We start from the raw sequence: 23,348 nt of genomic DNA on the forward strand, positions 1-23,348 counted from the left end.
AATGATTCAATAAATTGGATAGCATTGCCCTCAAAAAAACAATGTTTTTTTTCAAGGGGGAAGTATGCCCATTTTTATCATTACGAAGGAACCGAGCAACCCTGTAGTCTCAATGCGTCAGGAGGTCCTTGTATAGGATCTCCTTTTTTATTTATACAATAAATTTTACATTGTACTGCGAGATATCCAAATAGATGCTTGCGTACCTTTATCTTAAGAGGTGAAGGATTAATGTTAAATATTACTTTCCGCTGGAAGCTTTCTCAAATACCAGAACGAACTGTCAAGAAGCACTGCAAAATGTGTGGGAAATTATCTGTTTTTACGGACACAAATGTACGAAGGCATAACGCAAACGGAAAAAATATATACCAATATGCAATTTATAAATGCGAAAAAAATCATACGTGGAACAAGAAGTTAACTATTTATAAAACGTTCTCAGAGCATGTTGCTGAAGTTGAAGAGCAGAAAGAAGAATCTTCAATATTATCAACGATTCCGATGATCAGCTTAGTAGAACAAGGGATAAAGGTGATACACATTGTATTAGATGATGTGATTGGAAAACATCGAATTGATAAAGTGCTTGCAATCCAAATTGAGGATTGGAGTCGAGCACAGATCATAAAGAAAATTGAAAATGGAACGATTCAATTAAATGATCAAATCATTAAACCTAGTGAAAAATTGTCAAAGGGTGAACGCATTTCTATTTTCATTGATTAAATAAAGTACTTTCAAGGTCGCAACATGGTGAAGGGAGACATTCTCTACACGGTTGCGACCTTTTTGTTTAGGGAGGGAGAAACTAAGATGATATTGTAACAGGATAGAGTCATAAAATCCTAATGGTTATTTGAATAGTTCAATATGAATTGTTTACATGGAGCAAGGATCGACTTTTTCTAAGAGGATTACCTTAGGCGCTTTCACTATGTTTTTTACAACCTTGCTTATGTACCTAACGACTTCAACTGCTCGCTAACTGATCATGGAGAAATTTAGTTAATTCTAAAGGCAAGCCGTAAATCTCTATTCTCACGAAAAAGTAAGAATAGAATAATAAATAGTTAGACAATTGTCATTCACCTGTAAAGGAAAACTCGTTTATAATTCAGACATCAAGGTATAAGAGGGGAAATCAAATGAAAAAATGATAGGTTTAGTTTTAACTTCTTTCAGTAACTAAAGAACTCAATAACTTTATGGTAGCAATCAATACCTTATATTGGATTTTTTTGAAAAACGATGAAACTATTTTTGTGAATTCTCGTCTACTAACCGAATCGTAATTTTAGGAGGTAGATATGTGAATTGTAATGAATTCTAACAACTTCGGGATTTTACCGATTAATCAATGTCAAAGCTGCTCTTCGTGGCTTGAAAATGAAAGATAAATGGATTTTCTTACCGCAAAGGATAAGGATTACGATATGCCTGAATTAATGGGCTTAAATAACAAAAAGTTACAGTTGATTAAGGATAGGAAAAAAATAAAGGGAGCCAATGCCATGAAAAAAGTACTTTTCACCTTCATGCTTTTAAGTTTTAGTATATTAAGTGCTTGCACTGATAAAGAAGAACCTGTGCCGAACAAGTCACAAGAAGAACAACAATCTAATGTGCCAAACAAGCCACAAGATGAAGAACCTCAATCACAAGAAAATCAGCAGAAACCGCCCAAAACAAATATGGGAGACACAGTAGCATCTAATACACAGGCTGGGGCATTAAAAGATATTAAGGACCAGCTTAAAACTAATTTACCTATAATTTTACCAAAAGGGCTTCCGATAACAAATGGTACATTTTTAACGGCAACAACGAAGAAAGAAGCTAATCAAGTTGAAGTATTATTTTTTGAAAGTAAAGAGGTTTTGCCAATCAATGATAAGAAGCTTAACAATTCACAGACAGCTACGATTATTGCAAGACTAGTAGTAAAACAATATCCGAATGCTAAAGAAGCAAATGAGCAAATTTCATATCAGAACTTTAGTCAAAATGGTGGTCAAGAGGTTGATCTTGGCTATAACATTAAAGGTTATCAGGATGCTGGAGTGGGTTCGTTATGGACTGGTTGGAATGAGGGAAGATGGGCATTAGCGACACATACACGAACAGACAATCCAGAAGCAGGTGTGAAGCTTGCTAAACAGGCAGTCCAATTTTTAGAAACACATATGCTTCCTATTCCAAAACAAAATGGTTTTGCGCGCTTAGATGTTTATAAATCAGGAAATACAATTGTTTGGCAGGACGGAAAACTTGTCTATACGCTGGATTCAATCAAAGAGCCACTAAAAGCACTTGAAATTGCCACAGCTTTTTATCATTAAAAGGATTCTAAATTTGGTTCTAGATAAATTCGCAAAGACAGATGCTATGTATTAAAACTCTTTTATTTATGTTAAGCGCCTGAGGTTGAATCGACTCAGGCTCTTTTGTTGTGTATTGCCTAAAGCAACTTGCAAAAATAAGCACTTCACCACAGAAAAAGTTTTTTCATGGGAGTTTAAGTGTAATAATTCACAATCTTAATATTTATTTCTTCTATATGCATATCTTCTTTAGTTTTATTTATTACAGGAATGATGCACCTGCGTTCAGGAAGAATTTTCAACTATAATCGAAATCGCATACATTTTTAGTTACATAACAACAGACATGGTAATGAATACTTGATTCTAGATGCCAATTGGAGAGTAGTTATATAGGTAGCGATTTTCGGAACATTCCAAAATCATTACATGCAAACCATTCAAAGATCTCAAATATGGGTCTTAGTCTAAGCCTCTTCATTAATTAAACATATCCTTTACTAAATCCTCAGAATGGAGATGAAAAGTGTTAAATGCACTGCATTTTAATATAGGACATCAAATGTTTCTCGGTTTTCCTAGATACAAAGGAATAGAAGGATCCCGTGACGGTTAAACAATTCTGATAGAGGCTATGTAATACACAACGATAACAATTCATCACGAAAAAAATACATAAAAGAAAAGATCAGACGGACCCCTAGCTGTCCCTTTCACTTTTCTTTCAATCTTGGACTTCGATAGGAATAACATATAAAAAGTTAACTAGTAAGAACTAGTTAACTTTTTATACAGACGACTAAATAGTCCATTGAATAACATTAAGTGTCATACTCTTCAGAGAGCGGAAAATCACCTGAAGTTTTTAAAAAAATAAGTCATTCCAAAAGTTTCTGCTCGTGCGTCGTTGGTTTCGTGAAGTACGACGTAATCTGCTCGTGCGTCGTTGGTTTCGTGAAGTACGACGTAATCTGCTCGTGCGTCGCTGGTTTCGTGAAGTACGACGTAATCTGCTCGTGCGTCGCTGGTTTCGTGAAGTACGACGTAATCTGCTTGTGCGTCGCTGGATTCGCGAAGTACGACGTAATCTGCTCGTGCGCCGTTGGTTTCGTGAAGTACGACGTAATCTGCTCGTGCGTCGCTGGATTCGCGAAGTACGACGTAATCTGCTTGTGCGTCGTTGGTTTCGCGAAGTACGACGTCTCCTGCTCGTGCATCGTTCGTTACTAATAGGATCCTGATGCATGAAGTGACCTAACCCTGAATTGTTAGCCACTTCCACTGCTTTTTGAATATATAACATATTCCAAACCTCCTTTCATCTTTATTAGAGAAAGAAGGTAGATTCCTTTTTCAAAAAGAATCAAACCCATGCCTCTGCACATTTCTTTCCCTAATCGTAATATATGAGGTTGCACTAAAGGTGTTAGAGTCAATCACATAGTTTTCGAAAGGAAAATATAAACTCTATATCTTTTTGTGGAATCTTACATTTTGTTTTAATACGAATAATTTAAAAATGAAAGGAAAGAATTCGCGTGGATAACGGCATAATAATACCTGAATATCATCTTTTTATTCATCCTTTAGATTTAAGTGAACTTCGGAAAGATATATGGTGTGACGATCCTATCGCTGCCAAGCTAATGATTAACAAAAGAAAGTATGATATTGATATCGCCTATCGTGGCTCCCATATCCGGGATTTCCGAAAAAAGTCGTATCACATTTCGTTTATTAAGCCAAGTACGTATAGAAATACCAAAGAAATTCATATCAACGCAGAATATAAAGATCCTTCTCAATTAAGAAATAAACTATCGCTTGATTTTTTCAATGAAATAGGGTGTTTATCGCCAAAGTCCCAATTTGTAAATATGAAATTGAATGGGAAAAATGAGGGGCTTTATTTGGAATTAGAATCAGTGGATGAGTATTTCCTTAAGAATCGACAACTACCGCAAGGACCTATATTCTATGCGATTGATGGCGATGCTAACTTTTCGTTGATGAGTGATCTTGATAAAGGAATAAAGAAATCACTTAAAGCTGGCTATGAACTAAAATATGGGACAGAACAAGATGAATTTCATTTACAAAAAATGATTATTGAAATTAATACCATTTCAAAGGCAGAATTTGAAAATAAAATTGTGAAATACCTCAATATTAATAAGTATCTTAGCTGGTTGGCTGGCGCTGTTTTCACCCAAAATTTTGATGGTTTTGTTCATAATTACGCATTATACCAAAATTGCGAAACTAGGCAATTCGAAGTCATCCCGTGGGATTATGATGCAACATGGGGAAGGGATGTAAACGGGAAAGTGATGGAGGAAGACTATTTACGAATCGAAGGATTTAATACGCTTACCGCAAGAATTCTCGATGTAAAAACATTTCGAAGTCAATACCAAAACTTGTTAAAAGTTATTTTAAACAACCAATTTAATGTAGACTATTTGAAACCGAAAATACAAGGTATGCATAATTTAATAAGACCTTATATTCAAAAAGATCCTTATAAAAAAGACGATATCCATTTATTTGATAAGGAACCAGAGTATATATTGGATTATATTGAAGCACGGGCGAAATATATAAGAGGGAAATTAGATTTATTAGATTAAGTTGTTGCATCATCTTATAAAACTCACTTTCCTTGTGATAAAGGGGGGTGTCCCTTAATCTCTTCTGCTTTTACACGACCTCTACCCGCCATCTTGAATTGAAAATGAAGTCGTACCGTCTATAAAAATTTAATAAAACTCCATTTTGACTCAATTTTTTTCAAAATGGAGTTTTTTGCATTTCCCCTTAAATAAAGGATGAAGGAAACTCTTTATCGAATAAAATGATACGAACTATGCCTTTTATGTTTGGATATTAATTATACTTTTTAGTGACTTAAGGATGTTAGTATCTACAAAAGCTCTTTCAATCTTAATTCCTCCTGCAAAATGTTTATTCTTACTAAAGAGTAAGAAAAGAGAATAAATAGTTAGACAACAGTCATTCAAATATAAAGAATATCTAGTCTATAATTTAGACATCAAGTAAATAAGGAGAAATAAAATGAAAAAAATTATTGGCTTAGTTTTAGTTATCGCCATTTTTATTGGTATAGGATTTGGAGTAAAACGTTTTATTGAAGGTCCACCACAATCAGTCAATGGAATATTAGTTATCGGTACAGAAAAAGAAGTAAATACAGTTAAGCAGTTGTATAAAGATATAACTAAACAAACAGTTGACTACAAAATGAAGTTCATAGTAACAAAAAAAGGTGAATCAAATTTTAAGTATGTAGTTATTAACAAGTCTACTGCTGAACAATTAGTTCAGAAAGGAATTATTAGAGCAAGAAAAGATCCAAACAGTACGTCTATCATTTCAGAACCTGTTCAGGAAATTAAAGAATTACCCGGTTCACTGAATTTGTTCTATTCTTTTAGCGATGGGGTTATGGAATTTCACCAAATAGATTTGAATGGACAAATGATACCTGTACATTATGTCAAACATCAAGCATGGATCGGATATATTCCCAAGGATCTTGTTATTCTAAATGACCAAACTTATGATGAATTAGCCGATTCTGAGTCTATGCTCACATTGTTTCAGTTAAATAGTGGTAGTAAATTCGATTATAAAGATAAAGAAAAGACAAACCAAGTTTTCAAAGAAATAGAGAGCGTCTATCCAGATAGCGAAGGCAAAGTAAATTTTGTAGACATACAAGATTAACTTCTTTCAGCAATTGTCTTTTGTACCGAAAGCGAAGCGGCAGGTACAAATGTTTTGGTAGCGAAAGCGAAGCGGCAGCTACAAATGTTTTGGTAGCGAAAGCGAAGCGGCAGCTACAAATGTTTTGTGTAGCGAAAGCGAAGCGGCAGGTACAAATGTTTTGGTAGCGAAAGCGAAGCGGCAGCTACAAATGTTTTGTGTAGCGAAAGCGAAGCGGCAGGTACAAATGTTTTGTGTAGCGAAAGCGAAGCGTTAGCTACAGAAAGAAGTTAAAGCCTCCGGCGGATGTCACAGAATCGGAAAGGAGTATCTTTGTGCGAGCACAAAGCCGATTCTGGACGAATTGTTTATCTTTAGCGACAGCGGCAAATGTTTTATGTAGCGAAAGCAAAGCTTCAGCTACAATTATTCCGAGGCATAATTGATTGAGGAGAGGAAGGATCATATGGAAGTTGTACGTATGGAAAATGTAGTGAAAAGTTATGGGGAAGGTACTAACAGGGTAGATGCATTAAAAGGGATTGATCTTTCTATTCAGCAAGGTGAGTTTGTCTCAATTGTCGGTGCTTCTGGTTCTGGAAAAAGTACACTACTACATATTTTAGGTGGGTTGGATCACCCAAGTTCGGGAAAGGTGTTCATTGGGGACAGTGATATTTATAAATATACAGATGATGAGCTTTCCATATTCAGAAGAAGAAAAGTCGGGTTTATTTTTCAATTCTTTAATTTGATACCAGTATTAAATGTCCAGGAAAATATTGCTTTACCTACATTATTGGATAGTGAATCTATAGATATGGAATATCTAAATGAGATTGTTAATATCCTGGGGCTTCAAGAACGTCTGAATCACTTGCCTTCCGAGCTATCTGGAGGGCAACAGCAACGGGTTTCAATTGGCAGGGCGCTTATTAATCGTCCGCATTTGATTCTTGCTGATGAGCCCACTGGTAATTTGGATACTCGAAATACGAAAGAAGTTATGGATTTATTAAGATTCACGGCAAAAAAATACAATCAAACCATTGTAATGATTACTCACGATCTATCGATAGCATCGGCTTCAGATCGGATCATCACAATACAAGACGGTAAAATCATTTCTGATCAGCGACTGACTGAGATACAGACTGGGGGACAATGATTTTGATTCATAGTTATCAGCAATTAGGTATCAGGTATTTAAAGAAGAATATGAAACGAACCATTTTGACCTTGGTTGGAATCATACTCTCTGTAGCGTTAATTTCAACGATTGGCCTCTTTATGAAAGGATCACAACTTACCCAAATTGAGAATGCCAAGAAGTTAAGCGGAGTTTCTTTTCATGTTGGTATTTCAAATTACGATGAAGAGCTATTAAATAAAATCAAATTTAATCCTCAAATTGAATCGTTTGGTCTAATGTCTCGGGGAGACATCGTTCCAGTTGGAGATGTTTCTGTGCAAATGAATTTCGCGGATCATCACGCCTTGAAATTTTTATCCTATAGCCTTCTTGATGGCAAATTACCAACCAATGACCATGAGGCAGCTGTCGATTCCTGGGTACTTCCTTATATTAAAAAAGATCTTCAAATCGGTGATTCATTTGAACTGGATGGAAAAACATATCAACTGGTTGGTTTACTAAATAATAGTGAGTTTACACAGAAAAATAAAGAGGGCCGATTATTAACATATAAAAGTGAGTTTGCTATTGGAGAAGGAAGGATATTAATTGAAATTAATGAGAAAGCAGACTTTAACGAGGTTTTAGACGTACTAAAATCAATGACTGAAGACAATAACATTGATATTAATACTCAATTGATTCGAGCTTTGAAACCGGAATCGGATCAATCGCTCCTGGCCATTCTTGTTCTTGTTGTCAGTATAGTTGTCATTTCTACAATTGTTGTTATTTATAACGCTTTTCAAATCAGTGTCGTAGAACGGATGAAGCAGTTTGGCTTGTTGAGAAGCATCGGCGCTACGCGAAAGCAAATTAGACAAATTGTTATGAAAGAAGCTATTGTGCTGGCTGTCATCGCTATACCAATTGGAATTGTATGCAGCTTATTGGCACTTGCTATTCTCCAAACTATTTTCTTGATTGTATTAGAAAATGGTCAGGATATTTCGACATTCAATGTCGATTGGAAGATAATTTTAATCAGTTCGTTTCTTACCCTGATAACTGTTTTAGCGTCTAGTTATTACCCTGCTTTTTTTGCAGGCAAAATATCTCCATTGCTAGCAATCAGCAGCAGACTGTCAATTAAAAAAGAGGCAATCAAAAAACAAAAGAATGCCGCTCTGAGAAAGCCTTTATCTTTCCCATTGAGCATGGCCTTGAAAAAAGTAAAAAGAAATAAAAATCGTTATTTCGTTACCATTTTATCAATTATTATAAGCAGTGTATTGTTTATTACTTTTTCATCGCTGATGAATATCGCATTTTCATCCAATTTCATGAACGATCCTTCCACTAAATCGGATCTGACAATCTATCTGCCAAATGACAATCAAGCATTTTCTGAGAACCTGCAAATTATGGATCAGTTAAAGTTAATTCAAAATGTATCCGAAGTTTCCGAACAGGACTTAAGTTTTAAAATTGTATTGAAGGATACAGCTCAATCTCTCGCGACTGTAGAGGACATCCAGAAGACTATTGGAAATAAACACTCCATTACAGTCATTAATCACTTTGAAGAGAATAAAGTCAAGAAGGAATCCGTTCTCGTGGTCAAAATTCTTGTCTATGCTTTTATTGTGGTCATAGCTTTAATTGGTAGTTTAAATATCCTCAATACGATTACTATAAGCATCATGATTAGACGAAAAGAACTGGCTGCATTAAAATCCATAGGCATGTCTCAAAGAGATTTGAAAAAAATGATTATCTATGAAGCATTGATTTACGGTTTTTCTGGAAGCTTGCAGGGCATTTTCTTCGGTTGTATACTTTCATACATTATTTATTTGGCTGCTTCCGGTGTCTTGAAGGTTGCATGGACGATTCCGTATGAAGCTTGTTTCATTACGTTTGCTGCCGCTTTGTTAATTAGTTATTTATCTGTTTTGCTACCGTTAAGAAGAATCAATAAAGATAATATTATAGATACGATAAGGGAAGAATAATACAAAGGGCCTGGCTATTTATAGTCAGGCTATTCTGATTTGGGACTAACTGCTAATATAGAGTGAGAGGAAGGAGAGGATATATTTGAATAAAATATTGCTGGTTGAAGATGATGAGGCTCTTGGTTTAGCCATCGAGTTTTCATTGAAAAATGAAGGGTATGAGGTGATTAGAGCCTCAAGTGTAAAAGAAGCGAAAAACCAGTTTGATCACAATATTTTTAAATTAGCTATATTAGATATCAACCTTCCAGACGGAAATGGCTACGATCTATGCATGCACTTTAAAAAACAAAACGATGCCATGTCTATTATTTTCTTAACCGCACTTGATGAAGAAGCAAATGTAGTAATGGGACTAGATATTGGTGGGGACGATTATATAACAAAACCTTTTCGAGTTAGAGAACTTATGTCGAGAGTAAAAGTGCAATTGCGTAAACAAACTAAGTTAGAAGAAGCTTCAGTGATTTTAACATCTGAGAATATAAAAATTGATATGAATCAAGTCAAGGTTTATAAAAATCAAGAACTTGTCCCATTAACGAATTTAGAATATAAACTTCTGTTAACTTTTATGCAAAATGCTTACAAAGTATTAAAAAGGGATGAAATTCTTCAGAAAATCACGGAAGGTGATGAAGTTTTCTTTGATGAAAATACGTTATCTGTATATATAATGCGTTTAAGAGACAAAATTGAAGATAACCCAAAAAATCCACAGTTTATCATTACCCAAAGAGGACTAGGATATCGTTGGGATAAGGATGTGTGCAGACAGTAATATGATAAAAAATACTGAGATAAAAGGCTATATGATCGTAATGTTCGCTTTATTTTTTCTATTTATAATCTATCAGTATATGACACATCAACTATTTTACGATCATTTAAAAAGTGATTCTATTACAACCTGGGGAGAAATTACCGCTAGATTGGTTGAACAAAATCCTGAGAATGAAGCAGAAATTATGAAAGTCTTAACAAGCAATTCATCTGATTCCAATGAGTATCAGGAAAAAGGAAGAGAAATCTTTAGACAATATGGAGTATATGAGGATTTGGAGACAGAGCTTTTTCCGCTTTTAAATAACCATATTTTTAGCCATAATCAATCAATTTTTTTAGGGTTGATTATTTTCGGTTGTCTATTGTTTTTGGCAAATTACATACAATACACTATTTTCTTCAATAAAATCAAACAACTTACTTCGACTGCCAAAAAAATAATCGAAGGGGATTACTCGGCTACAATAAATGAAAATAAAGAAGGCGATATTGCCAAACTAGTAGTTTCTTTGCGTTCCATGAAAGATATTATTAGAAAAAGCATGAGTGATTTGCTTGAAGAGAAGAAGTTTTTAGGTCAAATATTACAAGACATATCCCATCAATTAAAAACACCACTTTCGACTATATCCATCTACAATGAATTGTTATTGAATGAAGACTTACCCCGTCAGCAGCAAGTTCAATTATTGCAAAATAATGAAGTTCAAATTAGCAGAATGAATGTCTTGATTCAAAACTTGTTAAAAGTAGCGAAAATTGATGCTAGAGCTATTTCATTTGATAAAGAACCTTTAAACTTTGTGGAGACCATTAATGAAGTTTTGAATCGTTTGGAAACTATGATCAATGAAAAGGATTTGTCAATTGACTGGGACGAGCCGGAGGAAATAGTAGTTGTTCACGATAAATTATGGATGCAAGAAGCTTTGATGAACTTGCTAAAGAATGCGATTGAGCATTCCAAACAGGGTGAAAAAATTACACTTCAACTCAAAGATAACCCCATTTATACGGAGCTTGTGATTCAAGATTTCGGAGAGGGGATAGCAGTTGAGGAATTGCCGCATATCTTTAATCGATTCTACAAAGCAAGTAGTTCTAAAAAACATGATTCAACAGGAATTGGCTTGGCGTTAACTAAAGCGATTGTTGAAGCGCATCAAGCCTTAATTAAAGTTGAAAGTGAGAAAAATACCTATACAAAATTTACAATTACCTTCATAAAATTTTAGAATGTAAGAAGATGTTGATTCAAGAAGAATGAAAGTTCTTTTAAAACTGTACTTATTTTAGGGTGAAAAATAGCGGGATGTCTACTAGCGATGACTATTTGCTTGAAACATTAAAGTTTATCTAAAACGAAAGATTCATAAAAAAAGTCATCTTTTCTAATTTAACTTGATTAGAAAGGATGACTTTTTTGATATTTGGGAAAGCAAAATCTTAAATACATGCCTCAGTTTTTCCTGATCAAATCAAAACATAAAAGACCTTCTACAGTAATTTTACAATTTAGTAAGATTAAATGTCATATTGTAAGAGAACAGTCATTCATTTATCAAGAGATAACGTTTATGTTTAAAGTATTAAAAATAAGGAGCTGGCAAAATGAAAAAAATAGTAGCTTTTTTATGTATTAATGCTAAAAAATATAATTTTCTATTAGGAGATGCTGAATGAATAAACTAAATACGTATGCAAGAATAGACACTATGGATTACTTACGAGGGTTTGCCTTGTTGGGGGTACTTCTTGTGAATAGCTTTCAGGTTATGAGTTATTTGTCCAATTATAATGAATTACACTATGTATTTTATTCTATATTCAACAGGAAATTTTACCCTATTTTATTCTTCTTATTTGGATTTGGGTGTTATCTTTTTATGAATCGATCCAAACAAAAAATAAACAATAGATACCTTTTGTATTTCCGCAGAATCGGTCTTTTATTTGTACTAGGACTGATTCATACATTATATGCACCGCCAGGGATAAACGATGTATTAATGGTGTATGCAGTACTTGGCCTGTTTATGGCAATATTTTTTAAAAGAAGTAAATGGAACAACTTCATAGTAACTATTACACTAATAGCCTTTTCTATAGTTACAGCTTTTTGTCAACCGTTTTATGGTGAGAGAATAGCATGGTTAGAATTACTGTCCAACATAAGTAAATGGTTTGCACTGATGATGCTAGGTTTTACGATGGGGCAATTTAAATTTTTTGAAAATATCCGTGGGAAATTAAAGTATATTTCGATTTTTTTAATAGTTAATATTTGTACTTACGTATCTTTATTTTATATAAAGATGTCAATTGACATTCCTCTTTCAGGAACTGAAATGCTAGAAGATTATACAGTTGCTTTTATGATGATGAGCAGTTTCCTTATTATTTTACAATGGGATAGGGCAAAAATGATATTATCTCCATTAAAATTTTATGGACAAATGTCTTTAACAAATTATCTTGCACAAAGTGCCTTACTAATTGTATTTAGCTTCCTAATTGGTGTTACACCTATCAATTCATTAATAGTGTGCTTCATAATCCACGCTATTTTAATTACTTTTAGTATAGTATGGTTAAAGTATTTTAAAATGGGGCCCGTTGAATTGTTATTACGATGCTTCACTTATTGGGTGAAAGTTCCGAATAAGAAAAAAATCATTAAAGGAAGTTTTAATGAAGCTTAATTGACCTAATAAAAAATATGCTGAAAAATAATAACGTATAAATCCGTTTGCTGATAGGGTATTAAAGGGTCACTTGACTAAATGTGACCCAATGCTTTAAAAATTTCGTATTTGATTTAGTAAGGTATTGAGTTCATTCGCCTCTTTTTTAGTCTTAGTAAGTGTTATGATCCAAGCAAACAAGTAGAGTAATAAAAACCCACCAAGAAAATCTATGCTTAGAAAATGATCGGTCCACTTGTTATAGAAAGATATAGAAAAGACTACTAGAAACATCATGATAAAATGGATGACTAAAGCAAACAAATAGTTCATTTTTTCAATGTCAAAAATGATTGTAAAAATACCTGCGCAGGCTGAAATTATGAACACACTAATAATCTCAGCTTCTGAAGAAACGATATTTTTTCTCGATAGTAAAACTATCATATAAATAAATGCACCAGTGCCTAAACCTGAAAATAGTCTATTTTTTAATTGCAACGAAATGTCTTCCTCTCAAAATAAGATAGGTTTGTTTAATTCTTTTTGTACATAATAGGTATAAAGAATTCCCCCGAAGAAAAGTCCGATAGATAGTCCGTTTATGGCAGAAAAAATGATATTAAATGAAAGGTCATTATAAAATAATGGTGAAATACCTAAAGTTACATTTAAGAGATACTTCACTAAAAAGTTTATTAGAATAATGATTAATGGAAGATAGCACTTCTTTCTGATGATTAGTGATTCCTGTTTGAAGAACATTTGATATTTTTTGTACAACAAATAACCAATTAAAGTTCCAGGAAATATGAAAAAGAAATAGCTAATCAAACAAAATTCTAAGTGTGAAAATTGAGAGATCATTTTTTCAAATCCCCATATCATAAATAGGAAAGGAACTAAAAACATTTTAGATAAATTGATTGGCCTTTCCTGGGAAATAGCGATACCTCGTTTTATTAAAATAAATAATAATACCCACACCCATAGCGGCGTTCCTAAAAGTACTTCTTTAATAATGTTATACATTCTTTATTGCCTCCTTTGATGTTATTCATAATGGCATCAAAGAGGGAATAAAGAAATACGTCTAAACATATGTGGTGAAAATCAATACATAAGTGGACTTTTGGAATATCTTGTTAGTGTCTTTTTCAACGAAGATACATATTTTCTTGACACAATTACTTTCTCATCATTCGAGAGAATTGCTTCAAGATTACCGTTAGGTTTAACCGAAAATTTATTTAAAAAATGAATATTGATCATGATCGTTTTTGAGATTCTGATGAAGTTATTGGGAAGATCATGTTCCAATTTATATAAAGGGCTTTTTGTTTCAAAAATAGTATCCGTTGTATAAATGAATATTTTTCGTTCAAGATATTCTAAATAAAATATATTGGAATAAGGAATTTTTTCTTGTTCGTTTTTTGATATAGACTTCGCTAGTAAATAGTTGTCGGAACTTTTTTCAAGAGTTGATACGATATCTTGGATAAAAGACGTTACTTTGTGAATGTTGAATGTACATGATTCTTCTTTAAGTTTTTCAATAATTTTAATGTTAACCTTCATTTAAGACATATTTTCCTTTCAAAATTGGTTCTTAGTAATTTAAAGTGAATGTAAAGAGTATATCAAATGTTACTCCGATTTTTATAATTGTAGAAAAGTTTTTACCAAGATAATGGATATAAAAGAATAAAAAATCTATGAACTAAGCTATTTCTAAGCAGAGGAATCTGTCAGTAGAAATGGCTTTTTATTATATGTAAAAATTTGTTTGAAAAATTCAGTCTTGTATCATTTTTGAAACCTACAATGAAGTCAAAGGAAAGGAGTAGTGTAGATGAAAATGAAAAAAATTAGTCTTGTTGTAGTTCTCATATTGGCAGGTTTTATAACGAATGACGTAGTCGTATATGCAGATGATCACGAACATGAAGATAAAAAACATGAAAAGTATAAAGAATATAAGGACTATAAAGACGACGATGATGATGACGATGAGAAATATTACTATGATGATGAAGAAGAAGGTGAAACTTACTACTTTCAAGACACTGTAAGTGCAAAAGGTACTTGGAATATATGGACACGAACAGTTGCTGCAGTTAAAGAAGTGCTACCTTTTACAAACTCTCAAAAAGTCACGTTAAAGGTAGAGGGTACAAATAAGGAGCAAAGCTTTTTTATTGTACCAAAAGACGGGGAATTTTTTGTACCTGGAAAAGCTGTAGCACAGGTTTTAGGAGCGAAAGCAACATTTTATAAAGAAAGTAAAATTTTATATATCCAAAATGAAGCAAATGAATTAATTTACCGGGCTGGAACTAACGTTGTTTATGATAACAATGTGAAAACACCATCTCCTGCACAAGTATTTTACATGAATGAAGAATTATATGTACCTATTAGTACAATAACGAATGGCTTAGGCTATATAGCAGAGTGGCAAGAAAATAATCAAACATTTGTATGCCAGCCAATTACAAATTAGGGGGAAGCACTATGAAAGATCCGAAAAAGGCAAAATGGGTATTAGGGGCGTCAGGGATACTTTTATCTGCAGTGATATTAACCCAAATTAACAGCCCAACAGAGGCCGAAACTACACGCACAAATAATATTCAGGAAGTAGATCAGAAAAATATGACGGAAAAAGAAAAAGAACTAGTACAGCTGGATTGGACAAACTTTGAAATTACAAGTCAACCTGCTGTCAAAAGTGAGCGCAAAACGAAAAGAACTTAATGGAGTTGGTCGTGTGGATACACTAACTTTACAAATAATGAACACAGAATTTTTTATTGCTATGCCAAAAGGTGTTCATTTTGTATGGAAAGAAAAAGCGGAGAAATGGCTTCAATACGTAGCAAAAGAATGGTCAAGATTTCAAGCGAATAATGAATTATCACAACTAAATGATTTGAAAATTGGAGAAACGCTACGCATTAATTCGTTACTGTATGATTGTTTAATGCAAGCAAATCAATATTATCAACTTTCTAACGGTTTATTTTCACCGTATCTTAAACGCCAATTAGAACAGCATGGCTACAATCAATCTTTCCCATTTGATGCAGCTAAAAGCAAGGTATTTCAGAACAAACCTCTTATTGCTAATCAACCATTTCAATTTCTAGGCGATGAACAAGTAATGAAGGTAGCTCAGCAGGAAATTGATTTAGGTGGATTTGCCAAAGGGTATGCCATTGAAAAATTGGCGAAGTGGCTTGAAGAAGAGGTATCTCCCGATTTCGGACTAATAGACGGGGGAGGGGATATGAAAATGTGGTCTTCTGGGGAAAAAACTTGGACTATTGGCGTTGCAGATGCCTGGGATATCGACAAGGAAATTAGCTCTATTAAAATGAAAACAGGTGCTATCGCTACATCCAATCGAGTTTATCGAAGCTGGATGCAAGGATCCATGAAGAAACATCATTTATTAAACGGACAAACAGGTGAAATCGCCAATACAGAAGTCTTACAAGCTTCAGTCGTAACGTCCTCACTATGTGATGCAGAGGTTGGTGCCAAACTGTGCTTTCTTATGGATGAAGGTGAATTGCAGCGATGGTTCGAAAATAATTGTCAACAAAGTGCCCGTTTCATTGTTAAAGAAGGGCGAGTAGCAAATTGGAGAATGACGGGGGTGAAATAAATGATCATCAGTACGTGGGAATGGATTCGATTATTAGGGTTTTTAGCGTATTTTTACTTTACAATTTCTATAATATTTGGTTTGTTGAGAAAATCATCATTTGTCAGATCTCATAAAAATTTAATTTATCATATACATCAAAATGCGGGATGGCTAGGATTAATTACCGTAATCGCGCATATGTTAGTGCTGTTAATCGATCATTATGAGCCTTATAGTATAACTGGGATTTTAATTCCGTTCTCAGCTAAATATCAGTCTCTACCATCGGCACTTGGAACAATAGCATTTTATTTATTTTTAATGGTAATCATGACATCGGATTTATGGATTCGAACAATGAATCGCTCGTTATGGAAAAAGCTACACTTTCTTGTGTTACCAGCATGGGCATTATCACTTGTTCATGGAGTGTTAATAGGAACGGATACAGAAAATACGTTAATTATCATGTTTTATATAGTTTCTGGGGGAATTACGATGTTAGCGCTGGTAGCGAGAACAATAAGCCAGTTCATGAAAAGAGTAAATATTTCACCGTCACACAATAATTAAAAGGAATCGGGGTTGTCGTTAAAAGCCCCGATTCCTTTATATTTAAATAGGGAATTCAATATGAAATGTAGTGCCTTGATCTACTTTACTTGTCGCGTAAATTTTCCCATCATGTTGCTCCACTATTGCTTTTGCTATAGAAAGACCTAAACCTGTGCCATTTCGTTGACGAGCAGCATCACTTCGGTAGAATCGCTCAAACACTAAAGGCAATTCCTGCTCAGTCATACCAACGCCACTATCAGCAACAGTAATTTTTACAGATTCTTTATTTTTTAAAAGCGCAAGCGTTATTACTCCACTATTTGTATATCTTATCGCATTGTCTAAAAGAATATAGAGCAGCTCTTGTATCTTTGAAGCATCACCAAGCAGCTCGATGTTTTCTTGGATTTCAGTAGAAAATTGGATGTCAGGAGGCATAACCCTTTGGAATTTCGTACTCACTTTTTGGAGTAAAGTTGATAATGGTATGCTTTCTTTTTGAATGGAGACCTGCTGCTGATCGTGTCTTGCTAAGAACAGCAGTTTCTCTATGAGCTCTTTCATTATTTCAGCCTCATCTTTTAAATCCGCAATTAATTCCTTTCCAAAAGGGCTTAATTGCTTTTCTTCTTCCAATTCTAAGATTTCCAGTGAACTATAAAAAATACTTAATGGTGTTCGTAATTCATGGGATGCATCGGATACGAATTTTTTTTGTTTATCGAATGACCATTGAATAGGTACCATCGCTTTACCAGCCATATAATAGGCTAGCAGACCAATTAAGACTGTTGAAATACAAGTTAATACTATTAGTAAATACTTTGTCATTTGGAAAAAATGATGCTGTGACGTCACAGATTTACCAACGATTATATAACCTGCTACTGTATCGTCATTGAAAATTGGCTTTTTTAGAAGTAGAAAATGCTCTTCTTGCCATTCATAATGCTGAATGAGCTCCTCATCTGGATTTCTATTCCCAAACGCTTTTTCAATCTGATTTTTCAGTCCCTTGTAAGATTCGTCACCATGGACAAACTTATGATCCTTTGTATAAATATAGTAAAAAAAACTGCGATTTGGATCATAGCTTAAAGTTTTAGTGTTGGCATGTACATGTTCAAAGAAATCGTGCTCTTGCCTAACATAAAAGTCTTCTAATTCGTTTATTTGTTGATTTTCCATTAATTTTACGAGTGAAAAATATAGAACAATAACGAATAGTGAAAATAACAAAAAATAAAGCGTTGCATACAAAAAGGATAATTTTTTTTTCGTTTTATGAAACATTAGTCTTCCCTCAGTTTATAGCCAATACCTCTGACATTTTGAATACGTGATTTGGATTGACTATCATCAATTTTTTTTCGTACAAGTTTGACTAAAGCATCTAAGGAATTATTCGAAACATCGTAATCGTAGCCCCATATATAAATACAAATTTGTTCTCTAGTTAGTACACGACCTTTATTGATAAATAAATACTCTAACAGTAAAAATTCATTTTTAGTAAGATCAATTACTTCATTATTGTACAAAAACACTCGGGAATCTACATTCAACTGTAATTGATCGATCTGGATGACCTGTTCTATCACTTTATCTTTTCTTCGTAGTAATGCGCGAATCCTTGCTAACAGTTCCTCTATTTTAAATGGCTTTACTATGTAATCATCTGCACCACTATCAAGACCTTTAATGATGTCCTCTGTGTCGTCCTTCGCTGTTAGCATTAAAATACTACCATTGAATCCAGTGTTTCGTAGCTGTTGGCACACTTGAATTCCACTAAGGTACGGCATCATCCAATCTAAAATAACAAGATCGTATTGTTCTGTAAGCGTATAGTCTAGCGCTTCCTGGCCATTCTCCGCTTCTGTCACATGGTGAAATTCTTTCTTTAAAATATGAACGATATTTCTTCTTAATCGTGCATCGTCTTCTGCTAGTAATATTTTCAAGGCAGCTTCCTCCTATTTACTATATTCAACTAAGTATAAGCATAAAAAAATGAAATGAAACTGAAAAAAGTTCCTTCCTCGAATATATGTATTCCATACTTCGATAAGAGTTGAAGTTTTTCCAATCTATAATGTTCTTAAATACAGAAATAGGGGGACAATTAATGAATATTTATAAATTTACAGCATTGTTAGTTTTAACGACATTTTTAATGGGATCTTCATTTGCCATTGTTAAATTGGGATTGCCTTATGCATCTCCACTGTTATTGGCTGCACTCCGCTTTATACTGGCAGGAATAATGATGGCTGTCGTCGTGTTAGCGTTAAAAAGACCTCATCCGACTTCAAAAGAAGGCTGGATGAAAATTTTAACGATTGGAGCATTTCAAACTGCTGGTGTAATGGGCTGTATTTTTTTAAGCTTACGGACAATTACGGCAAGTGAATCCTCTATTCTAACATTTACGAATCCGTTGCTTGTAGTCATATTTGCTACAATATTTACGAAAGCTCGTTACCGATTGTATCAATGGTGTGGTGTTTTCTTGGGGTTAATTGGTGTTACCATTACAATGGGTATGCAAATTGATGGGAAAATCGGCATTCTTTTTGGTATTCTTTCAGCTGTTTTTTGGGCAATTGCAACATTACTAGCTAAAAAGTGGGGAGTTTTATTTGATACGTGGGTGCTATCAGCCTATCAAATGCTTTTTGGTGGTTTACTACTTTTATTGGCAAGTTTCGTGTTAGAACAACCATTTTTTACTGTGAATATTCATTCAGTATTCATTTTATTATGGCTTAGCATTTTCTCGTCAATTGTTCAATTTGCTGGCTGGTACTATCTTTTACAAAATAGTGATCCTGGAAAAACGAGTGCCTTTTTGTTTTTAGCTCCTTTTTTCGGCGTGATAACAGGTTGGATACTATTAAATGAACCACTAAAACCATCGCTAGTTGTAGGAGGGCTGTTTATTATTGCTGGTATTTACTTAGTGAACCGTAATTTTACAACGAACGCTAAAAAAATATCCGCGGAGAGTCGAGTATAGACTGTCCGCGAAAAGAAGGCAGAGCACTGTGCTAGTTTAGACATCTAGCTGAAAAACTTCTTTAAAGCCAGCCCGTCCTTTTTCAGTCACTTTAATGGCACGAATAGACGGGACACGAGTCACCCATCCCAAACTTAATAAATGTGCAAGGATCCCTTGACCAAGAGCACCAGCTAGATGATAACGTCGTTCACTCCAATCCAAACATGCAGGGGAAAATGATCGACGCTTTCTTTTTAATTCGGCTAAATCAAGACCGAAATTGGTGAAAAATTGTGTGCCTTCAGAGGTTATAAGAAACTGTTTTTCCTCCAGTTGTAAATAACCCGCGTTAACCAATGAATCTGTTAATTGAACACCTAGTTTACCAGCTAAATGGTCATAGCAAGTTCTTGCACCCTGTAATAATTTCATTTGGCTAGATTGTTTTAAAGAACGTACTTCAGGGGGAGGAGAAATCGCTAAGAAGGATTCGAGTAAATGAGCAATTTCTTCGTCTGCTAATTGAAAATATCGATGACGACCTTGTTTCTCTACTTTAACAAGTTTACCATCTACTAACTTTGCAAGATGAAAGCTAGCAGTCTGGGGCTTAATGGCTGCCATATAAGCTAATTCACTGGCAGTATGAAAACGACCATCCATCATACTAGCAAGCATCGTAGCTCTTGAAGTTTCTCCAAGAAGCGAAGCGATTTCAGCCATGTTTGGATTAATACCCATTTGTCACAATCCTTTCTGCATTCCATATTTCGATTTTCGTATAAGTATTTATCGTTTACAATAATACATAAAAAGGTGGGAGTAAATAGTTATGAAAACATACTATGCCGTAATTTTTACATCACAAAAAACAGACGAGGATGGAGAAGGCTATGCCAAGATGGCAGAAGTGATGGACGAACTAGCACAAAAGCAACCTGGTTTTCTTCGTGTTGAAAGTGCTAGAAATGCTGAAGGGAAGGGAATTACGGTATCCTATTGGGAGTCACTAGAGGCCATTCAGGCATGGAAAGAAAATTCAAAACATCTGGTAGCACAGCAATTCGGAAAAGAAAAATGGTATAAGCAATATAACGTGGAGATTTGTAAAGTCATAAAAGATTATTCTTTTATAATGTAACCAAAATTAAATTTATAGAAGGAGGTAATATATGACTATTTTAAAAGAATGGCATGAACAAAGAAGAAAGTTCAATCCTTCTGATCCACTCAGTATTAATCAAATGCATGAGTTTAAGGAAAAAGTGAAACGTCAAGAGCAAACAGAAGGTAATTTTAGGATACTCGTAGACATCTATTGTATGCTTAGAATGTATTCGGATGCCTATAAGATTTTCACCTTGGTTATGGATTTAGGAAACAAGAAAGATCAGAAAAAATTTGGATCAATAAAATATTACATAGATAATCCGAATTGTGTGAAGCCTTTGTATCCTTGTAAAATTCGAGAGGCGAAAATAATTAAAACAATAATACCTAAATTTAAGTATTTGCCAGACCCATTAAAATCTAAAATCTTTGAAGCGGAAGAAGATGTAACTTGTGATTGCTGCGAACAGGAAGTAGATGTTTATTATACTGGAAGTATTTATGCTATTGAAGAGGTTGATTATCTCTGTCCTACATGTATACATAGTGGTGCAGCTGCTAAAAAATACGATGGCTCTTTTCAGCAATATCTAATCAATAATGAGAATGTTGTCAATTCAGATTTTACTGAGGAAGTAATGTGTAGAACGCCTGGTTATGTAAGTTGGCAAGGGAATGATTGGGTGGCTCATTGCTCAGATTATTGTGCATTTATTGGCTATGTTGGCTGGAGTGAGTTAGTGGAGTTGGGCATTACAGAACAATTTGAAAATTATACTAGGTTTTCTACTGAGGAGTTGTCAAAATCACTAGTGAATGATGGGCATCATCAAGGGTATTTATTTCAATGCTTAGAGTGTGGTCGCTATGTCCTTTATTCTGATTTTAGCTAAACGTGACAGCCAATATATCTTCATTCAGTAGAAGACTCCTACCTCTTAAAGTGGTGAGATGAATGAGGATGTGGTTTCTTTTCAGGGTGTCCAAACATCAACTGAATGAAGATAAAGCCTCCGGCGGATGTTACGGATTTTTTAGATGAGGAGGAGGAGAATTGGACAATTTTTTCAACGGTATATAGATTCATGGCGTTTTAATGGCTGGTTTATCCACGATATCATTTTAGGCATTGTCATTGGCGTGGGGCTTTTATTATTATTATATGCTTTGTTCAAACGCCGACTAAATTTTGCTCTTGTTATAACTTTTATCCTGTACGCTTTTTTAGGTAATCTTTTGATGATTGTTTTTGGTTTAGCTGGTCGAAGCTTCCCAATCAATTCCGAATCACCTATATATACAGATGATGCACAGAAAATTGCTGTCCAAATGGTTGAAGGATCTGAAAATAACGGTACAAGTAATGGGATTACGCAAATTATTTCACATCATCAAATTGTAGCAATTAATTTGCAAACAGGTGAAAAACAGTGGTCCAAATATTCTTCAAGTAAAGAGACACTGATTGGCAATTTTATGGGGGGACTTCTTGTTCATCATCGTGACGGTGAGTACGGGAAACTTTCATTATTAGATATGCAAACGGGAAAAGAAAAGCTCTCTGAAAAAGAATTTACGGAAAAGCATAAACAGTTAATAGATGTTTTAGATATAGGTTCTCACAATATAGTTTCGTTGGACAATAATCTTTATTTTGAGGGTGTCGATGGGAAATTTTATCGCTTTGATGGCAAAAAATTAATTGAAGATAACAAAGCGGAAAAATACCTTTCTGCAAAATTTTTCATAGAATCTGTTATTCCAGGCTATTTTGCCTCGCACAATCAAGCGTTGGAGGATTATGATGAAGTTCGAGAATTTAGTAGCAATGTATTAGCTGAACCTGCCATACAAGTATACAAGAATTTAGAGCCGGCTGTATTAGATGTTGATCTGCAACAACAAACAGCCATTGTATCTTATCGACAAACGAAGCGAGAAAGTGCAGACAGTATCGTATTATCATATGACATGAAAAACCATCGCATTATTTGGGAAGAAAATATAGGTGTTGTTAATGCTGAGCAAAAAAATCCGGGTGTTCGTACATTAGAGAACTACTATGCGATTCAAGCAGGAGATGAGTTTTTATTATTAAATAAGGACACGAAAAAGGAAATGTTCAGATATCAGCTACGTTGGAATCGCCCAGTTCAGTGAAAATTAAAGAGCGTAGAATTATTTATCCCCTCCAAGTAACGACTGAACTGCTCCCTGTCAAGTAGACAGTGGAAATAATAAAAAGCTTTTAAGCGGCTTTAGCCCTGTATTCTAATGGGCTTAAGCCGTTTAATCGTTCTTGGTATCTATCGTTATTGTAAAACTGGATATAATCCTCAATCGCTTGTTGT

26 protein-coding genes are annotated in these 23,348 nt (G+C 34.3%); 18 read left to right on the forward strand and 8 right to left on the reverse strand.

Going from position 1 to position 23,348, the window contains the following annotated elements:
* Positions 1–231: 231 nt before the first annotated feature.
* Positions 232–729, forward strand: a complete 498-nt coding sequence (locus AC1DCY_RS19550) for a S4 domain-containing protein (protein WP_477352877.1) — start codon at positions 232–234, stop codon at positions 727–729.
* Positions 730–1,514: 785 nt separating this feature from the next.
* On the forward strand, positions 1,515–2,342 hold the full coding sequence (locus tag AC1DCY_RS19555; RefSeq protein WP_477352879.1) for a hypothetical protein: 828 nt from the start codon (positions 1,515–1,517) through the stop codon (positions 2,340–2,342).
* A gap of 847 nt (positions 2,343–3,189) precedes the next feature.
* Here AC1DCY_RS19555 and AC1DCY_RS19560 read toward each other — a convergent pair.
* On the reverse strand, positions 3,190–3,627 hold the full coding sequence (locus tag AC1DCY_RS19560) for a CotG/ExsB N-terminal domain-containing protein (protein WP_477352880.1): 438 nt from the start codon (positions 3,625–3,627) through the stop codon (positions 3,190–3,192).
* 235 nt (positions 3,628–3,862) lie between these two features.
* On the opposite strand from AC1DCY_RS19560, the gene AC1DCY_RS19565 reads away from it, so the two are divergent.
* From AC1DCY_RS19565 to AC1DCY_RS19600, 8 genes are all read left to right on the forward strand, one after another.
* Complete coding sequence (locus tag AC1DCY_RS19565) at positions 3,863–4,954, forward strand: CotH kinase family protein (RefSeq protein WP_477352882.1); 1,092 nt, start codon at positions 3,863–3,865, stop codon at positions 4,952–4,954.
* A gap of 445 nt (positions 4,955–5,399) precedes the next feature.
* Positions 5,400–6,071 (forward strand): lipoprotein BA_5634 family protein, encoded by a 672-nt coding sequence (locus tag AC1DCY_RS19570; RefSeq protein ID WP_477352884.1) that lies wholly within the window; start codon positions 5,400–5,402, stop codon positions 6,069–6,071.
* A gap of 20 nt (positions 6,072–6,091) precedes the next feature.
* Complete coding sequence (locus AC1DCY_RS19575) at positions 6,092–6,238, forward strand: hypothetical protein (protein WP_477352886.1); 147 nt, start codon at positions 6,092–6,094, stop codon at positions 6,236–6,238.
* A gap of 278 nt (positions 6,239–6,516) precedes the next feature.
* Complete coding sequence (locus AC1DCY_RS19580) at positions 6,517–7,218, forward strand: ABC transporter ATP-binding protein (protein ID WP_477352888.1); 702 nt, start codon at positions 6,517–6,519, stop codon at positions 7,216–7,218.
* Between the two features lie 2 nt (positions 7,219–7,220).
* Positions 7,221–9,200, forward strand: coding sequence for an ABC transporter permease (locus tag AC1DCY_RS19585; RefSeq protein ID WP_477352890.1), 1,980 nt, complete (start codon positions 7,221–7,223; stop codon positions 9,198–9,200).
* Between the two features lie 85 nt (positions 9,201–9,285).
* A complete protein-coding gene (locus AC1DCY_RS19590; RefSeq protein ID WP_477352892.1) occupies positions 9,286–9,984 on the forward strand; it encodes a response regulator transcription factor in 699 nt (232 codons plus the stop codon).
* Between the two features lies 1 nt (position 9,985).
* The gene (locus tag AC1DCY_RS19595; protein ID WP_477352894.1) at positions 9,986–11,224 is read left to right on the forward strand and encodes a sensor histidine kinase; all 1,239 of its coding nucleotides are present in this window, start codon (positions 9,986–9,988) and stop codon (positions 11,222–11,224) included.
* Between the two features lie 651 nt (positions 11,225–11,875).
* Positions 11,876–12,691: a DUF418 domain-containing protein gene (locus tag AC1DCY_RS19600; protein ID WP_477352896.1), complete on the forward strand. Its 816-nt coding sequence runs from the start codon at positions 11,876–11,878 to the stop codon at positions 12,689–12,691.
* Positions 12,692–12,787: 96 nt separating this feature from the next.
* Here AC1DCY_RS19600 and AC1DCY_RS19605 read toward each other — a convergent pair whose 3' ends face one another.
* The 3 genes from AC1DCY_RS19605 to AC1DCY_RS19615 form a co-directional block, all read right to left on the reverse strand.
* A complete protein-coding gene (locus tag AC1DCY_RS19605; RefSeq protein WP_477352898.1) occupies positions 12,788–13,174 on the reverse strand; it encodes a DUF3021 family protein in 387 nt (128 codons plus the stop codon).
* 15 nt (positions 13,175–13,189) lie between these two features.
* Complete coding sequence (locus tag AC1DCY_RS19610; RefSeq protein ID WP_477352900.1) at positions 13,190–13,705, reverse strand: hypothetical protein; 516 nt, start codon at positions 13,703–13,705, stop codon at positions 13,190–13,192.
* A gap of 81 nt (positions 13,706–13,786) precedes the next feature.
* Positions 13,787–14,254, reverse strand: coding sequence for a LytTR family DNA-binding domain-containing protein (locus AC1DCY_RS19615; RefSeq protein WP_477352902.1), 468 nt, complete (start codon positions 14,252–14,254; stop codon positions 13,787–13,789).
* Positions 14,255–14,528: 274 nt separating this feature from the next.
* On the opposite strand from AC1DCY_RS19615, the gene AC1DCY_RS19620 reads away from it, so the two are divergent.
* Genes AC1DCY_RS19620 through AC1DCY_RS19635 form a run of 4 tightly spaced genes read left to right on the forward strand, consistent with a single transcriptional unit; the run spans position 14,529 to position 16,901 of the window.
* Positions 14,529–15,179, forward strand: coding sequence for a stalk domain-containing protein (locus tag AC1DCY_RS19620; RefSeq protein ID WP_477352904.1), 651 nt, complete (start codon positions 14,529–14,531; stop codon positions 15,177–15,179).
* An 11-nt stretch (positions 15,180–15,190) separates the two neighbouring features.
* Entirely contained in the window at positions 15,191–15,433 is a 243-nt protein-coding gene (locus AC1DCY_RS19625; RefSeq protein WP_477352906.1) for a hypothetical protein, read from the forward strand.
* Between the two features lie 13 nt (positions 15,434–15,446).
* The gene (locus AC1DCY_RS19630; RefSeq protein ID WP_477352908.1) at positions 15,447–16,346 is read left to right on the forward strand and encodes an FAD:protein FMN transferase; all 900 of its coding nucleotides are present in this window, start codon (positions 15,447–15,449) and stop codon (positions 16,344–16,346) included.
* Positions 16,347–16,901, forward strand: a complete 555-nt coding sequence (locus AC1DCY_RS19635; protein ID WP_477352910.1) for a ferric reductase-like transmembrane domain-containing protein — start codon at positions 16,347–16,349, stop codon at positions 16,899–16,901.
* 42 nt (positions 16,902–16,943) lie between these two features.
* Here the strand turns inward: AC1DCY_RS19635 and AC1DCY_RS19640 are convergent, their stop codons facing one another.
* Both AC1DCY_RS19640 and AC1DCY_RS19645 read right to left on the reverse strand, forming a co-directional pair.
* Positions 16,944–18,179 carry a sensor histidine kinase gene (locus tag AC1DCY_RS19640; RefSeq protein WP_477352912.1) on the reverse strand — a complete coding sequence of 412 codons (1,236 nt, stop codon included), beginning with the start codon at positions 18,177–18,179 and terminating at the stop codon, positions 16,944–16,946.
* Positions 18,179–18,850, reverse strand: coding sequence for a response regulator transcription factor (locus AC1DCY_RS19645; protein WP_477352914.1), 672 nt, complete (start codon positions 18,848–18,850; stop codon positions 18,179–18,181). The genes AC1DCY_RS19640 and AC1DCY_RS19645 overlap by 1 nt, the downstream gene beginning before the upstream one ends.
* A gap of 164 nt (positions 18,851–19,014) precedes the next feature.
* Here AC1DCY_RS19645 and AC1DCY_RS19650 point away from each other — a divergent pair, with 164 nt between their 5' ends.
* A complete protein-coding gene (locus AC1DCY_RS19650) occupies positions 19,015–19,905 on the forward strand; it encodes a DMT family transporter (protein ID WP_477352916.1) in 891 nt (296 codons plus the stop codon).
* Positions 19,906–19,941: 36 nt separating this feature from the next.
* Here AC1DCY_RS19650 and AC1DCY_RS19655 read toward each other — a convergent pair whose 3' ends face one another.
* Positions 19,942–20,628 (reverse strand): ArsR/SmtB family transcription factor, encoded by a 687-nt coding sequence (locus AC1DCY_RS19655; RefSeq protein ID WP_477352917.1) that lies wholly within the window; start codon positions 20,626–20,628, stop codon positions 19,942–19,944.
* Positions 20,629–20,719: 91 nt separating this feature from the next.
* On the opposite strand from AC1DCY_RS19655, the gene AC1DCY_RS19660 reads away from it, so the two are divergent.
* The 3 genes from AC1DCY_RS19660 (at position 20,720) to AC1DCY_RS19670 (ending at position 23,157) form a co-directional block, all read left to right on the forward strand.
* The gene (locus tag AC1DCY_RS19660; RefSeq protein ID WP_477352919.1) at positions 20,720–21,028 is read left to right on the forward strand and encodes an antibiotic biosynthesis monooxygenase family protein; all 309 of its coding nucleotides are present in this window, start codon (positions 20,720–20,722) and stop codon (positions 21,026–21,028) included.
* A 31-nt stretch (positions 21,029–21,059) separates the two neighbouring features.
* Positions 21,060–21,890 carry a CbrC family protein gene (locus AC1DCY_RS19665; protein WP_477352921.1) on the forward strand — a complete coding sequence of 277 codons (831 nt, stop codon included), beginning with the start codon at positions 21,060–21,062 and terminating at the stop codon, positions 21,888–21,890.
* A 145-nt stretch (positions 21,891–22,035) separates the two neighbouring features.
* Positions 22,036–23,157, forward strand: a complete 1,122-nt coding sequence (locus tag AC1DCY_RS19670; protein ID WP_477352923.1) for a PA2928 family protein — start codon at positions 22,036–22,038, stop codon at positions 23,155–23,157.
* A gap of 88 nt (positions 23,158–23,245) precedes the next feature.
* Here AC1DCY_RS19670 and AC1DCY_RS19675 read toward each other — a convergent pair.
* Positions 23,246–23,348: IS3 family transposase (locus AC1DCY_RS19675; protein WP_477349455.1), on the reverse strand; the 103-nt coding region annotated here is incomplete at its 5' end.

Source organism: Lysinibacillus sp. 10T31 (assembly GCF_056394365.1).